Source organism: Bacillus sp. GbtcB10 (assembly GCF_019091365.1).
GTDB classification, from domain to species: domain Bacteria; phylum Bacillota; class Bacilli; order Bacillales; family Bacillaceae; genus Bacillus; species Bacillus altitudinis.
In genome coordinates, this window is record NZ_JAGXJP010000006.1 from 144,412 (window position 1) to 160,080 (window position 15,669).

Genomic DNA, 15,669 nt, shown 5'->3' on the forward strand with positions numbered 1-15,669 from the left:
TAGTCACCTCACCTTTATGTCGTGTAGCGATTTTTTGGCTGTTTTAATCCGAGATTTTCTCGTAAAGTTTTTCCTGTGTATTCTGTTTTGAACAGGCCTCTTTCCTGAAGGATCGGAACGACGCGGTCTACGAAGGCATCAAGTCCTTCTGGCAATAATGGCGGCATCACGTTAAAACCGTCGGCTGCTTCCTCAACGAGCCATGTCTCCATCACATCTGCTAGCTGCTCTGGTGTTCCAATGAAGATATGGTGCCCACGGGACCCTGCAACAGATTGGTAGAGCTGGCGAATGGTCAGGTTGTCCTTTCTCGCCATATTCATCACAAGGTCAAAGCGGCTTTTCACGGCATTTGACGCGCTTGGATCAATCTCTGGAAGCGGTCCGTCTAGTGGATACTGGGAAAGATCAATACCCCCTAAGTAGTTTTGTAAAATGCTAAGGCCGATCTCTGGAACAATCAGCTCTTGTAATTCTTCATACTTCGCTTTTGCTTCTTCGACAGTATCGGCAATGATTGGGAAGATGCCCGGCATGATGCTGACATCCTCTTTAGCTCGCCCAGCAGCCTCTACTTTTCCCTTCAAGCTTTGGTAAAATTCCTTCGCTTTATCGAGATCGTTTTGTGCCGTGAAAATAAGCTCAGCCGTTTTAGCCGCAAGCTTTTGACCATCTTCAGAAGACCCTGCTTGAATGATCACCGGCTGTCCTTGAGGGGTGCGTGATACATTAAGCGGACCCCGTACGGAGAAGAATTCACCTTTGTGCTGCAGCTCATGAAGCTTACTAGTCTCAAAGAATTCTCCTGTTTCTTGGTTTCTGATAAGTGCGTCCTCTTCCCAAGAATCCCACAGACCTTTGACGACATCGACGAATTCTTCAGCTCGTTCGTATCGTTTGTGGTGTGCTAAATGCTCTTCTCCGCTAAAATTTTTCGCTGTTTCTTCAATAGAAGATGTGACCACATTCCATGCTGCTCGTCCGCCTGATAAATGATCGAGTGAGGCAAACTGTCTCGCAATATGGAATGGCTCACTGTATGTAGTGGATGCTGTTGCTGCTAAACCAATTGTAGAGGTAGACTCTGCAATCGAAGAAAGCAGGGTGAGCGGTTCAAATCTCGTTAATACATTTGGATGAGATGTATGATTAATTGATAAGCTGTCGGCTAAAAAGAGCAAATCCAGCTTCCCTTCCTCGGCCTTTTTCGCTAATTGTTTAAAGTAATCAAGATTCATGGCTGCGTCTGGTACTGCTTTCGGATGTCTCCAAGAGGCGACATGATGTCCAGTTCCCGCGATGAATACGCCTAGCTTGAGCTTCCGTTTCGGCTGTGACACTTGTTCTTCATCCTTTCTATATCTTCCTTGTATCAAGTGATTATTTTACAAGATACATTTTTCTGATTGAATTAATCGGTTTTATCCATAAAAAAAGGGCAAATGTTGCGAAAAATGAAAAATAATTATTACTATATGCCCTTTTTACATGATTGTCAACCGCCTTCTGAACCTCCAAAAAAAGGGATTTACAGGCGTTTACGGTGGATCAATTTCAATATTTCCGATGAGCCGGTCCGTGGAGTGTGTCATCAATTGACTGCGCTCCAGTACGTTATGGGCAATCACTGAATGAGTGGAAGATATGGTGCGGACGGCAATCGCTTTTTGAGGAGAGAGATTAATGATGTTATTCCGCAGCACACGTGCTGAGACAACTTCATCAAGAAAAACGGCTGTCGGCTGTCCGATTGAACGATTTAAATAAAAGCGGTTATCACCAATTTGGGGTGAGCCATTTTTAATATACATCACCACATATAAGGACGTTTCTTCAAAGGAATTGTCTTTAATCTCTAAAGGAGCGGTCGTATTGCTGTAGACGGCATAGTTTTGATAGTGCTTAAAACGATTCTGCCATATGAAAGCCTTTGCATTTCCTGTCACGCTGATTGTATACGAAGATGCGAGCTGTGAATGTCCTTCTTGAATAAAGTGATTGCCGTTGATCCCCGCTTCTCCCTCCTGCACCCATATCCCTCGGCTGAATTCCTTGAATTGATTATGCTGAATTAAGATATTCGTTCCTCTGACCATCGCCGCATCGATGACAGAGTAGACGGTATTGTTTGAAAAAACAATGCTGTCTGATTGATAAATACGCAGCGATGTACTTCTAAGCCGTGTGTTTGTCCCTGACTCAATATGGTTTCCTTCTATTAAAATACGATTGGCCATGTAGACAGTCACAGCCGCATCTTCAAAAAGACTGATTTTATTACCTGTGATGTGCACGCTGTCTCCCCTCACATCAATACCCTTTTCAAATCCTTCAATCATATTGCCAATAATGATCACATTGTTTTCCGATTGATCAAGCGGCACACCTAAGCTCGTAATCCCTGCTTTTGTCACGCCCCCTCCCACTGCACGAATCAAATTATTCGCAATGATCATTTCAGTGGCAAAGCCATAGGAGATACTGCTGTCCGTTTGATTGCCTTCAATGATCACACCATAGCCATTGAAATTATAGATAGAGCTGGCTGCGCCGCCTCTGACTATGTTGTTTCGAATCTGAATATTCAGCGGTTCCTCCAAGTTGGTCGCATTTTCTCCGTATCCTTCAATATCAATGCCCATTTTTGGCTCGACCCCGTTTACCCCTGCCCTTTCAAGCAAACAGTCTTCCACAATGACACCATCACAGCCTGTAATAGAAATATTGTTTCGCCTTGAATCAGTGATGGTGCAGCCAGAAATATGAATAGACGAAGCAGGCGAGTACGATTCGATATGGGTCAATAAACCGTGCGGACTGACAATGATGCCGTCTCCCGTACAATTGTTTATTTGAACACGATCGATATTCACATGGGAAGCACCTTCAATACACACCCCGAAGCCCCATTCATGTGTTTTTCTTTCTGGCGGGAGCGCCTTATACACATGCTCATCACGGTCGCCTTCAATCCGCCCGCCCCGAATGGTCACATGCTCTACCTCTCCTATATAAAAGGCTGCATATCCCCACGAATCATTTGGTTTCACTTTGATGACGGCATCTGATGCCATCTCAATACAAATATGACTTGGCACTCGTATGCCGGCATGACGAAAAGGAAAAAATTGATCCCCCCTGTACACCGCATCTATTAGATACGTTCCACTCGGCAGCCAGACGTGGGAGTAGCCCTGTGCTTTTGTCCATTCCAGGCATTCGTTCAGTTTCGCTGTACAGTCTGTTTTCCCGTCAGCAATCACGCCAAAGTCTAATACATTGACAATGGGTTTCTTCAGATCAGATTCATTTACATCCCCCAATGAAAACCCCTCCTTTTTACACATGTCCTCTTGTCATCCTATGCATGTGGGAAAGGTTTGCTTGTACGATATTTCAAATTTTATATAAATTCTTCTGGAATAACTTTCCGATGATTTATACTTGAGCGAATTTTTCATCTTTTTGAGTCTTTACGCCTATTGAACTAACATTTTCCTGTTTTAGAATAGTTTTATATTGACACAAGAACTATACAAGAATATCATTTTTCTCATATCTCTTTTTTTAAGAAAGGATCTATGCCATGTCTACAATTGACCACGATAAAATTGTTAAAAGTGTTCCTCAAAAAGGGTTTTTTGGACATCCTAAAGGACTTTACACACTGTTTTTCACTGAATTTTGGGAGCGTTTTTCTTATTATGGCATGCGTGCACTGCTTATTTATTATATGTACACAGAGGTGACAAAAGGCGGTCTTGGCTTCGACCAGACAACCGCTAATTCGATCATGTCTGTCTATGGTGCGCTTGTCTACATGTCAGGCATTATTGGCGGATGGCTTGCCGACCGGGTATTTGGTTCGTCCAGTACGGTCTTTTATGGCGGGGTATTCATTATGCTTGGTCATGTCATTTTGGCACTGCCTAGCGGTGCAACAGCGCTCTTTATTAGTATGGGGCTGATTATTATTGGAACAGGTCTCCTAAAGCCGAACGTGTCAAACATAGTCGGTGACCTGTATACAAAAACAGACCCTCGCAGGGATTCTGGATTCAGTATTTTCTATATGGGGATCAACATGGGTGGTTTTATCGCCCCATTAATTGTCGGAACACTCGGTCAAAAAGTGAATTTCCACCTTGGTTTCTCACTCGCTGCCGTTGGTATGCTTGTTGGACTGATTACGTTTGTCATCACGAAAAAGCCGAATCTTGGACTTGCCGGCACTTATGTCACAAATCCACTATCAGCTGCTGAACGCAAGAACTTCAAAATTTTCGGTACATTGATCGTGATTGTACTTGCTGTTTTTGCTGTCATCGGCATTCAAACAGGAGCGCTCACGATTAATCTATTCACTTGGTTTGTCAGTGTCCTTGGTGTGCTGATTCCAATTGTTTATTTTATTGTGATGTATTTTAGTAAAAAAACGAGTGCAGTGGAGCAGTCGAGGGTACTCGCTTATATTCCATTGTTCCTAGCTGCGGTGATGTTCTGGGCCATTCAAGAACAAGGCTCAAATATTTTAGCCACATATGCAGATCAGCGAACAAACTTGAATTTCCTTGGCATGACATTAGCCTCTTCTTGGTTCCAATCATTGAACCCAATCTTTATTGTGCTCCTGTCACCAGTATTTGCTTGGTTATGGGTCAGACTCGGTAAGAAACAGCCGTCTACCCCGATTAAATTCTCACTTGGCCTTCTGTTCGCAGGATTATCCTTTATCATTATGATCATTCCTGCCTACATGTCTGGACCACATACACTTGTAAGCCCACTATGGCTCGTTCTAAGCTTCTTCCTTGTCGTCATCGGAGAGCTTTGCTTATCACCAGTTGGGCTGTCAGCCACAACAAAACTGGCACCTGCTGCCTTCTCAGCGCAAACGATGAGCCTTTGGTTCCTTTCAAATGCAATGGCACAAGCCATTAATGCACAAGTGGTCAAGCTGTTTGATAAAGTGCCAGAAACCGTTTATTTCGGGATCATCGGTATGCTCGCCATCATTTTATGTGGTGTCATGCTCCTGCTTACACCGGTGATTAAGAAAGCGATGAAAGGCGTGCATTAAATTGAAAAAGAAGCCTCCCAAATGGGAAGGCTTCTTTTTTTGAATTAAAACCGAATCTCATCATCTCCGTGGATTTGCAACTGGAGCGGTTCACTTTTCACCTGATGTTTTTTCACATAGCGGTGATAGACAACATATCCAATGATCATGAGCGGTACGCCGACATACAGCCCAATCCGCTGCTCGGCATCAAAGGCAAGACTGATTAGCACAATCGAGTTCAGCGTGATCGCAATGATCGGCAGTACCGGATAAAGAGGGGTTTTAAATTTTAGGTTTTCCAGCTTTCCGCCTGCTTTCAAATATCTTCTGCGGAAAAGCAGCTGTGATAATGTAATCGTAATCCAGCCGGTTTGGGCGCTCATGCCTGCAATAGACACGATCCAAGCAAAAACGGTTTTCTCTGCAAAGAATCCTGATAATAACGAAATACCTGTAAACAGGAAAGTGAGCAGTAAGGCATTCATCGGGATGCCCCGCTGATTGACTCGTCTAAACGCCTTCCCTGCCATTCCTTCCTTCGACAAAGAGTACAGCATTCTCGTAGAGGCATATAGGCCAGAGTTCGCCACAGATAATAAAGCAATGATAATGACAAAGTTCATGATATCTGCCGCATAAGGAATGCCCGTTCTCTCAAACACAGTGACAAATGGGCTTTGCAGCACACTTGCTTCCTTCCAAGGCACCATGCCCGCTAAGACAAAAATAGATAAAACGAAAAAGACAAGGGTGCGCCAAACCGTCTGATGAATCGAGCGAGGCACGGTTTTCTCTGGATTTTCACTTTCTCCTGCCGCAATCCCGATCAGCTCCGTTCCTTGAAACGAAAAATTCACCGTGATCATCGTGACGACTACTGCGAGCAAGCCATTCGGAAACAGACCGTCACTCACAAAATGACTAAAGTAAGGAGCTGGTTCCCCGCTCGTCGTTTGAATAAAACCAAACATCGCCGCTCCGCCTACGCCAATAAATAGTAAGATGGCAACAATCTTAATGGTTGAAAAGAAAAACTCCGACTCCCCGAACGCTTTCGCTGACCTGGCATTTAATAAGAACAAACACAGCCCAAATATGAGACACCAAATCCACACATCCACTTGTGGAAGCCAGCGTCTCATCAGCTGCCCTGCTGATAAAAATTCCAGCGCCACAGTGGCTGCCCAGCCAAGCCAATAAATCCAGCCAACAGCAAATCCTGCTGCAGGACTCACAAATTTCGTCGCATACGTATGAAACGACCCCGACACAGGAAGCGCGACTGAGAGCTCTCCAAGACACAGCATGGTTAAATACATAATCAATCCGCCCACAATATAGGAAAGAACAGCTCCAACTGGCCCTGCTTGCCCAATCGTATAGCCTGTTCCAAGGAAAAAGCCTGTCCCAATGACACCGCCAAGAGAAATCATAAATAAATGGCGGGAGGTCATCGCCCTTTTCAATTGTTCGGGCTGATTTTGTCCAACATCCACAATGATGCCCTCCTTCTTCTAAGATGTTCTGTTATCAAAACATGTCTCCATGTAATTATTCCATTTTCAAAATAACCTACTAATTATACATCTTTTATAATAAATATGCTTCCTTCTATCGTCACTGTAACAAAGTCTTTATTTTAGTAATGTTCGCACAACTATACGGTGATTTTGATCATTTGATAGGATGCCTAATATCCAACAGAATTGTACGAAAAAACCAGCATGCAAACTTACATGAGACACTGGTTTCATTTCCCTCTATTCGAGTCTCATTTCAAACAGTCATGAGTCATTTTCCTTTTGTAGACACTCTTTGATAAAACCATCGATTTCTTGAAAGCAGCGATTTTTAGATTCAGCGTGAAAAGTCGCAGAATCTGGATTGGCGAACCCATGCTGCCCCTTTACTATTTTCACGCAAAGCTTTTCCCTTTTCTCCAAAACATCCGCAACCTCCCGAGGGTTAAAAGAAGCTTCAACTTCCGGGAAAAATAACAGCGTTTTACAGGAAGGCGTCATATCAAGAAAATCCCTTATCCTTGAACCATAAAATCCAATGACTCCGGTAAACAACTGATCATATTGGCTGCATTGCCAAGCAATTGTTGCCCCCACACTAAAACCTATCAGACATATGTCTCTCTCTGCATTTTTCGTTTTTAACTCTTTTGCCACATTCAATACGATCTTTACCGATTCATCAAAACCAACTTTATTCATAAAGTAGTCATATGCCTCATTCTCACTGGCATAAGGGAAGTGTTTAGCCTGTCCTAATAAATGAGGACAATAAACCTCAAAACCAGCTTTGTCAAAATGATCGATCATACTCTTCATATGATCATTTATTCCGTATATTTCGTGTACTAAAATCATGACAGGTTTTTGTTTCGATGTATGCAAATGATCACACTTCCCTTTTATTCCGTTTGTTCACTGGAGGATCTTGTACTTTAGAAAGTCATTTAAGTCGACTGATCAACACCCACATAAACTTCTTTCGATGTGAAAATCATAGCATATTTTACCATTAAGTAGTCTATCTCACATTCTCATCAATCGAACTCTCTTCATCATCGTTTGAGAATGCGTTTGGTTTTATCCACCTTTTGTTTTGGGTATAGTTCTATCGTTTATCCGTTCAACCAGTTCAAGGCATAAAGTTGGTGAGATTCGCTCAAGCTAGTTTCAAATGCTTTACTTTTAGGTTGCTTCTCTGTAAGATCATATGTTGTAAATACCAACAAGAAAAGTGGGGAATAAAATGAAAAAAATGTTCTTTGCCATTATTTTAGGCGCTTGTGTTGCATTGATCACAGCATGTGGATCAGCTGCAAATGACAGCGCAAATAAACAATCTGGGTCTAAGGAATCAGGTGACCTTTGGAAATCCATTCAGGATAAAGGCGTATTAACCATCGGTACAGAAGGTACATATGCTCCTTTCACCTTCCATGACAAAAAAACAGATAAATTAACTGGCTATGATGTCGAGGTCATCACAGAAGTCGCAAAACGTCTTGACTTAAAACCAGAATTCAAAGAAACACAATGGGACAGCATGTTTGCTGGTCTGAATTCTAAACGTTTTGATGTGGTAGCGAACCAAGTTGGTAAAACTGGACGTGAAAATCAATATGATTTCTCTGATAAATACACAACGTCTCAAGCCATTGTTGTGACAAAATCAGATAACAATGACATCAAGAAACTTTCTGATGTGAAAGGCAAAAAAGCAGCGCAATCATTAACAAGTAACTATAACAAATTAGCTACAGATGCTGGCGCTAAAATTGAAGGGGTTGAAGGTCTTGCACAATCCATTCAATTGATTCAGCAAGGGCGTGCTGATTTGACGTTCAATGATAAATTAGCTGTCTTGAATTACTTGAAAACAAGCGGTAACAAAAACCTAAAAGTTGCATTTGAAACAGGAGATCCACAAGAAACGTATTTTGCCTTCAGAAAAGGCAGCGGCGAAGTCGTTGACAAAGTGAATGGCGCATTAAAAGAAATGAAAAAAGACGGTACACTTGCTAAGATTTCTAAGAAATGGTTTGGTGAAGATGTTACAAAGTAATACCCTAGGAGTCGTCATTCCTTGGGATCTTCTTCAGCAATCTTTTTGGCCAATGGTGATGCAGGGGATTTATTATACAATCCCCCTTGCCATCATTGCCTTCATTATTGGTCTTTTTATCGCGCTTGTGACAGCTCTTGCTAGAATGTCTAAAATCAAAGCCCTCAGATGGATTTTCTCCATCTATGTGTCGGCCGTTCGCGGAACGCCGCTTTTTGTGCAATTGTTTATTATTTTCTATTTCTTTCCGACATTTAATATCACACTGGATCCATATCCAAGTGCTATCATCGCTTTTTCTTTAAACGTAGGTGCGTATGCTTCGGAAATTATTCGTGCATCCGTCCTCTCTGTTCCAAAAGGACAATGGGAAGCGGGGTATTCGATTGGGATGACCCATCGCAAAACGCTCGTCCGCGTGATTTTACCGCAGGCAGTGCGTGTATCGATTCCGCCGCTGTCTAATTCATTCATTAGTTTGGTGAAAGATACATCGCTTGCCTCCCAAATCCTTGTGGCAGAGATGTTCCGTAAATCACAGGAAATTGCTGCGGCGAACTTGGATCAAATATTATTTATTTATATGGAAGCAGCCCTGATCTATTGGGTATTCTGCTTCATTCTATCGCTCGTTCAACACCAAATTGAAAAACGACTTGATCGATATGTCGCAAGGTAAGGAGGGAACGACATGCTAACAGTCAAAGGCTTAAACAAATCCTTTGGTGAAAATGAGATTTTAAAGTCGATTGATTTTACGATCAACAAAGGGCAGGTTGTGGCGATTCTTGGTCCATCAGGTTCAGGAAAAACAACGATGCTTCGCTGTTTAAATGCACTTGAAATTCCAAATGCCGGCTCCTTTACCTTCGATGATTTCTCGATTGATTTTTCTAAAAAAAATAAACAAGCTGATTTGCTCAAGCTTCGCCGGAAGTCAGGCATGGTGTTTCAAGATTATCATCTGTTCCCACATCGCACTGTTCTTGAGAATGTGATGGAAGGTCCAGTCCAAGTCCAGCGCCGTCCGAAAGAAGCGGTGCGAAAAGAAGCGATTCAGCTTCTGCAAAAGGTAGGACTTGAGGATAAAAAAGATTTGTATCCCTTCCAGCTGTCAGGCGGTCAAAAGCAGCGTGTCGGCATTGCCCGTGCACTTGCCATTCAGCCAGAGCTTATGCTTTTTGATGAACCAACCTCTGCGCTTGATCCTGAGCTTGTCGGGGAAGTCTTAAAGGTCATGAAGGATTTAGCGAAAGAAGGCTGGACGATGGCGGTTGTCACACATGAAATCAAGTTTGCCCAAGAAGTGGCGGACGAAGTGATTTTTATTGATGGCGGCGTCATCGTCGAACAAGGTCCTCCGGAAGAAATCTTCAAACGACCAAAGGAAGAACGAACAAAACAATTCTTAAACCGGATTTTGAATCCAGTGTGATCAAAAAGGCTGTTCTCATCATGTGAGAACAGCCTTTTTTTACCTCTTTCAAAGTAAGCGATTACATTAAGCAAAGCCATTTAAAGGGGCGTGCGAGTATGTTACGATTGAAATCGAGTGTTTAAGAAAGAAGGGAAAGCTTTTGAAGCGGGAACATCTTTTACGTTGGTTTTTTTATTTTGTTGGATTAATTGTACTTGCTTTTGGACTATCGCTGACAGTGAAGGGAAAGATCCTTGGCATTGGTCCGTGGGACGCTTTTCATTATGGACTGTTTCAGCATTTTGGTTTAACCATTGGACAATGGTCGATCATTATTGGTGCACTGATTGTGACACTGACATCTGTTTTCACGAAATCTTTTCCAAAGATCGGCGCCCTGCTCAATATGGTGCTGATCGGCGTGTTTATTGATTTCTTTAATGCAGTATTACCTGCACCACATGGGTATTTACCTGCTTTATATGTGTTTATTACGGGCGTGATTGTGTCTGGGTATGGCGTTGGCATTTATGTCTCAGCCAACCTTGGCGCTGGGCCAAGGGATTCATTAATGTTGCTCATCTCAGCAAAAACGGGGCTGAACGTGCAGTGGGTTCGAAATGGTATTGAGTTAACCGTGCTCCTATTTGCATGGATGCTCGGCGGCCCGATTGGCATTGGAACGATTCTGACGGCCATCTTTACCGGACTCGTCCTTCGCTTTTCATTGCCACAATCGACACGGCTCTTGCAACTGCTCATTACAAAAACAGCGGAGAAACCTGTTCAGACCCTTACCCGATAAGAACAAGCCATTCTACTAAATGAATGGCTTGTTTTGTGCTAAACTAAATAGACGCAATATTCTTAAAACAGGAGATGATCCTCTGATGCAGCTTTTCCATTATCATTACTGGACACCATTTGTTGAGGAGACAGAGAAGGCGTACACCTCATTAGGCTTTGAAGTAAAGGGGCGTTTCGCAAAGGAAGGTTCCTTTCCCCCTCCGCAGACATGGGATGATTTTAGAGAGAAGAAGCCCTCTTTCCGAATCATTGAGATGAGAAAGGGACAGATCAATATCACATTTGGTTATAGTAAAAAAGTCCTTTTTGATCACATCGGCTTTCTAGTGACTGATGATGAATATGATCAGCTGCTGGTACAAGCGCAAAAGAGAAACTGGGCAATCCAGACCGGGGAGCGAAGAACGTTTCTTTCTACACCGATGCGCTTAAGGCTTGAATTGCAGCGGCGGACAGATGTGATTGAAACTGGTGAAGAAGCAATTGCCGAGATGACGATCGCAGTACCTGATTTGACTCATACACCTACGGTCGATCAGTTGCTGGACGGTTTGACACAACCTATTCATTGGAAAAAGGGAGAACGTCTCTCTTTACTTGAAGTGAAGATGATAGATTCTCATGGGATGAATACGACCGATCCAAACGGTGTTCACGTCCTCACACAAGGATAAAAAGCAGCAAGATACGCTGCCTTTTTTATGATTGTTTACGGATTGGAATCCAAATCAATGTCACATGATCTGGAGAATTTATCTCTCCATCTAAAGGGTACGTTTCCATCTCCATTCCCCCAGCATGCTCATATCCTGAGGCAGGAAACCATTCTGTGAAAATACGTGTCCATGTTGAATGCACAGCGATTTCGACAGGCCCCTTTGCCTGAAATACAGCCCACGTACTGGCCGGAATCTGCTCGACTGTCATGGTCGAATCTGGTTCTTCCTCACCTTGCTCAATCCCAATGATATAGTCAAATGTTTCAAGCGTTTCATCAAAATGTGCACATACACCGATATATCCGAGTTCTCCAGCTACATGAGCCAGTGAATCCGTCCATCCTTCTTGATTGACACGCTTCCAAAAGGCGGGAATATCCTGTTTGTTTTGGCTATTCTTTGTTGTTGTCTTTAGTCTTCTGCCCATGATTGAAAATGAATCCTTTTCCACAATTCGATAATGCATCGGTTCGACTCCTTTTATTTGAAGTTCGAAGGAGAGACGGGGGTATGCTTTCACTGTATACTCGCCTGTTTTCACTGCTGCCGGTGTATATCCATGATGCCGCTTGAAGGCTTTCGCAAACGACTCTGGGGTTTCATAGCCATACTTCACCGCCGCATCAATGACTTTCACTTGCTTGGTCATGAATTCTTCTGCCGCAAGGGTTAATCGTCTTTTGCGAATATATTCTGCTACTGCAATTCCCGTCAGCATATGGAATAGCCGCTGATAATGAAATTTAGACATACAGGCGGCCTCTGCCACTTCTTCGATCTGCAAAGGCTGATCCAGCCTCTCTTCCATATAATTGATACTATCCATGATCAAGTGAATCATTTTTCCCTCTCCTTCCTTTTCCACTATATCGAGAACCGCCCGCACCTTCCTGTCATTTTGTGCTTTCATTGAACAGGATGTCTGTTTCTCTTTTGCATGTGTTCATCCAATGGTACAATAAATGTAAAAAATCGAGGTCCGTTATGAAGATTTTCGCTATTCAATTACAACCTTTAGATGATAAAAATGCACGAAAACAAATAGAACAGCTGAAGCCTTTTGTGTCACTTGAAAAACGCGCCGCCGCTGAGCGCTTTCGTTTTTTGATCGATGCAAGAAGAACGCTTTTAGGTGAGGTACTGATTCGTCACATCATTCATGAGATGTACGCACTGCCTATGGAACAGATCATTTTTGAAACAGAAGGGAAGGGAAAGCCTGTTGTCCGGCAAATTCCTTCTTTTCATTTTAATCTTTCTCACTCTGGTGATTGGGTCGTGGGCGCAGTAGATGATGCGCCTGTTGGCATTGATATTGAAGAGATTAAACCGATTGATTTAGCCATTGCCAAACGATTTTTTTCAGCTGACGAATATCAAGATTTACTCTCACAACCGGCAGAACAGCAGGAAGCCTATTTCTTTCATTTATGGTCCATGAAGGAGGCTTTTATTAAGCTGACAGGGAAGGGAATATCCTATGGTCTTTCATCCTTTACCGCTCGCTTGTCAGAGGATGGACAGGCTACTTTGAGATTACCTGATCACGAAGCCCCTTGCGTTGTCCAAACATATTCGCTTGATCCTGCCTACCAAATGGCGGTTTGTACAAGAAAACCCGCTGCGGCTGAGCATGTCGAGATACTCACTTGTGAGAACATGCTGTCTCGCCTTAATAACGTGTGATTTGTTGAAGTGATGACTTGAGCAAATCGATGCCTCGTGCGATTTCCTCTTCTTTTACATGCCAAATGTTCAGCTGAAGTATAGGCTCCTTATGATAAGTAGAAATGAAATGGCGGTCGATCGGCTGAACCATCACAGAAGCCTTTTTTAGCTGCTGAATGAGCTGATTCATCGGAATGGACCGGTCGACACGAACTTGGGTATGGGTAGCTGGCTCCTCTTCTCCCAGCTCATAAGCGCCTTGATCATTTTTCAAACAGGCCACAAGTTGTTTGGATCGAGCTCTATAGGTCGCCTGCATCCTTTCTCTATGACGCTCAAACATCCCGCTTTTCAAATAAATTTCTAAAGCAGCCTGCGAGAGCATCGAGCTGTCGATATCAATAAGCCGTTTATGTTCACTAAAGGGGCCAATCAGCTCGTTTGGTAAGACGACAGCACCTGTTCTAAGCCCCGGAAAAATGATTTTTGAGAAGCTTTTTAAATAAATGACCTTCCCCGCCCGATCATATGAATAGATCGGGTCTCTTTTTGTATCGAATTCTAAATCAGCCAAATAATCGTCTTCAACGATGTAGACATCATATGCTTCGGCAAGGGCTGCAATCGCTATTTTTTCTTGTTTCGACAGACTCGTTCCAAGCGGGTTTTGAAACCTTGGCATCGTATAGAAAAAGCGAATATCCTCCTCCCGAAAGATACGCTCCAATTCCTGAAGATCGAGTCCGTTTTCCGTCCGCTGAATTCCCCGGACAGGCAGCTGGTTTTTCTCTAAGTATTGGAGGAATAGGTGATAGCCTGGCTGTTCGACCAATATGGTCTGTTTTCCATTCGGATACGGGATGGTGCTTAAAATCGATAAGGCCAGCTGAATACCAGAAGTCATGACGATCTGTTCTGGAGAGGCAAACACTTGATAATCCGTTAAACGCTTTGAAATGATTGGCAGTAAAGATGGTAATCCATTGGTGGTGCCATAGATAAATAAATCATTTTGATACAGATCAATCGCTTGATTGATGCAGTGCTGAAAATCGACATACGGAAACACAATGGGATCAGGCGCGGAGGAAGCAAAATCAATCCATGTGCTGCCCTTCTTAACAGCTGACTGATTGGTTTTTACGACAAAATAGCCACTTCTTTCTACAGAGTACAGCAAGTGTTCACGCTCTAATGTATCTAGTGCTTTTATGACAGTGCTTTTGCTCACAGCATATTGAGCCGCTAAGTGACGAATGGATGGGATTTTCATTCCAGCATTGTATTCGCCGCTCTCGATTTTGTTTTTTATATTCAACACAAGCTGATCATATTTCCTCACAGTACTACCCTCCTTGTACCGGTACAGATATCAATAACTCTTATTGTACACTTTACTTGATCCGTTTACGATAAAAAGACAGAACCGGTCAATTCAACTGAAGCATGCATGCTCGTGTAAGGAGAATTCTGATGGATATGTCAAAACAAAAAGCGTATGCTGCTTCGATCGCATACGCCTGTATAATTGGTTTTTCATTCTTGTTTGTCAAAGTAGCCTTAGCATCAGCGAATCCGATAGATGTATTGGCACACCGATTTACTGTTTCTTTTGCAGCGGCTCTTTTGTTATTTCCATTTTTGCGAAAAAAGTATCGTTTTTCCATTCAATGGCGTGATCTCATTTACATTGTGCCTTTTTCCTTGCTTTATCCTGTGTTGTTTTTTGCATTTCAAGTGTGGGGGCTGATGTTCACCTCTTCATCAGAGGCCGGCATTATTCAGGCGACCATCCCTATTTTGACAATGGTGCTTGCAGCATGGTGTTTAAAGGAACGTCCTACCTCGATTCAGGTGCTGTTTACCATTCTTTCTGTGTCCGGGGTGATGCTCCTCTTTGTGGTGAAGGGAATTGATGTGAAACATTCTCATCTCATTGGTTATGTGCTGATCTTACTTTCAGCCTTATCATCCAGTGCCTATAGCGTATTTGCCAGAGTGATGACACGGCGATTCCATGTCATTGAACTGACTTTCGTGATGACATTCTTTGGATTTGTCTTCTTTAATGCTGCTGCTCTCATTCGGCACTCGGTACATGCTACACTACCGCAGTTTTTCAGTCCGTTTACGCAGCCATCCTTTGTATGGTCTATGCTCTTTTTAGGCATTCTCTCATCACTGCTCACAGCGTATTTATCAAACTATGCTCTTTCCCACCTTGAAGCAGCAAAGGTGAGTATTTTTAACAATCTATCTGCTTTCATTACCATTGCCGCTGGCGTGCTTATTTTACATGAAACGATTGATATGGTTCACCTCATCGGGGCTGTGCTCGTTATTGGCGGAGTGATTGGCGGGAATGTGGTGAGGAAGGGGAATTCATAAAGAAAACGGCCCTCGTTTGACGGGGC

The 15,669-nt window shown here is 43.0% G+C and carries 14 protein-coding genes; 8 read left to right on the top strand and 6 right to left on the bottom strand.

Features of this window, described 5'->3' with window-relative positions; translation table 11 throughout:
- Positions 1-14: 14 nt before the first annotated feature.
- Both KVT11_RS18300 and KVT11_RS18305 read right to left on the bottom strand, forming a co-directional pair.
- On the bottom strand, positions 15-1,340 hold the full coding sequence (locus KVT11_RS18300; protein ID WP_116307416.1) for an LLM class flavin-dependent oxidoreductase: 1,326 nt from the start codon (positions 1,338-1,340) through the stop codon (positions 15-17).
- Positions 1,341-1,538: 198 nt separating this feature from the next.
- Positions 1,539-3,323, bottom strand: a complete 1,785-nt coding sequence (locus KVT11_RS18305; protein WP_116307415.1) for a right-handed parallel beta-helix repeat-containing protein — start codon at positions 3,321-3,323, stop codon at positions 1,539-1,541.
- A gap of 263 nt (positions 3,324-3,586) precedes the next feature.
- On the opposite strand from KVT11_RS18305, the gene KVT11_RS18310 reads away from it, so the two are divergent.
- Positions 3,587-5,080, top strand: coding sequence for a peptide MFS transporter (locus KVT11_RS18310; protein WP_039166246.1), 1,494 nt, complete (start codon positions 3,587-3,589; stop codon positions 5,078-5,080).
- A 44-nt stretch (positions 5,081-5,124) separates the two neighbouring features.
- Here KVT11_RS18310 and KVT11_RS18315 read toward each other — a convergent pair whose 3' ends face one another.
- Both KVT11_RS18315 and KVT11_RS18320 read right to left on the bottom strand, forming a co-directional pair.
- Entirely contained in the window at positions 5,125-6,558 is a 1,434-nt protein-coding gene (locus KVT11_RS18315) for an amino acid permease (protein ID WP_008347282.1), read from the bottom strand.
- A gap of 288 nt (positions 6,559-6,846) precedes the next feature.
- Positions 6,847-7,467 carry a dienelactone hydrolase family protein gene (locus KVT11_RS18320; RefSeq protein ID WP_050826943.1) on the bottom strand — a complete coding sequence of 207 codons (621 nt, stop codon included), beginning with the start codon at positions 7,465-7,467 and terminating at the stop codon, positions 6,847-6,849.
- A 361-nt stretch (positions 7,468-7,828) separates the two neighbouring features.
- Here KVT11_RS18320 and tcyA point away from each other — a divergent pair, with 361 nt between their 5' ends.
- The 5 genes from tcyA (at position 7,829) to KVT11_RS18345 (ending at position 11,542) form a co-directional block, all read left to right on the top strand.
- Complete coding sequence (gene tcyA, locus KVT11_RS18325; RefSeq protein ID WP_007498178.1) at positions 7,829-8,644, top strand: cystine ABC transporter substrate-binding lipoprotein TcyA; 816 nt, start codon at positions 7,829-7,831, stop codon at positions 8,642-8,644.
- Positions 8,631-9,323: an amino acid ABC transporter permease gene (locus KVT11_RS18330; RefSeq protein ID WP_017366604.1), complete on the top strand. Its 693-nt coding sequence runs from the start codon at positions 8,631-8,633 to the stop codon at positions 9,321-9,323. Before tcyA ends, KVT11_RS18330 begins: the two co-directional genes overlap by 14 nt.
- A gap of 12 nt (positions 9,324-9,335) precedes the next feature.
- On the top strand, positions 9,336-10,079 hold the full coding sequence (locus KVT11_RS18335; protein WP_007498183.1) for an amino acid ABC transporter ATP-binding protein: 744 nt from the start codon (positions 9,336-9,338) through the stop codon (positions 10,077-10,079).
- Positions 10,080-10,221: 142 nt separating this feature from the next.
- The gene (locus KVT11_RS18340; RefSeq protein ID WP_007498187.1) at positions 10,222-10,866 is read left to right on the top strand and encodes a YczE/YyaS/YitT family protein; all 645 of its coding nucleotides are present in this window, start codon (positions 10,222-10,224) and stop codon (positions 10,864-10,866) included.
- A gap of 85 nt (positions 10,867-10,951) precedes the next feature.
- Entirely contained in the window at positions 10,952-11,542 is a 591-nt protein-coding gene (locus KVT11_RS18345; RefSeq protein WP_017358533.1) for a hypothetical protein, read from the top strand.
- A gap of 25 nt (positions 11,543-11,567) precedes the next feature.
- On the opposite strand, the gene KVT11_RS18350 is transcribed toward KVT11_RS18345, so the two are convergent.
- Entirely contained in the window at positions 11,568-12,428 is an 861-nt protein-coding gene (locus tag KVT11_RS18350) for an effector binding domain-containing protein (protein ID WP_025206735.1), read from the bottom strand.
- Positions 12,429-12,571: 143 nt separating this feature from the next.
- Here KVT11_RS18350 and KVT11_RS18355 point away from each other — a divergent pair, with 143 nt between their 5' ends.
- Positions 12,572-13,273: a 4'-phosphopantetheinyl transferase family protein gene (locus KVT11_RS18355; protein ID WP_136944918.1), complete on the top strand. Its 702-nt coding sequence runs from the start codon at positions 12,572-12,574 to the stop codon at positions 13,271-13,273.
- On the opposite strand, the gene KVT11_RS18360 is transcribed toward KVT11_RS18355, so the two are convergent.
- Complete coding sequence (locus KVT11_RS18360) at positions 13,260-14,597, bottom strand: aminotransferase-like domain-containing protein (protein ID WP_210552303.1); 1,338 nt, start codon at positions 14,595-14,597, stop codon at positions 13,260-13,262. The two genes, KVT11_RS18355 and KVT11_RS18360, sit on opposite strands and share 14 nt — an antisense overlap.
- A 131-nt stretch (positions 14,598-14,728) precedes the next feature.
- On the opposite strand from KVT11_RS18360, the gene KVT11_RS18365 reads away from it, so the two are divergent.
- Positions 14,729-15,643, top strand: coding sequence for a DMT family transporter (locus KVT11_RS18365; protein ID WP_008347299.1), 915 nt, complete (start codon positions 14,729-14,731; stop codon positions 15,641-15,643).
- Positions 15,644-15,669: the final 26 nt, after the last annotated feature.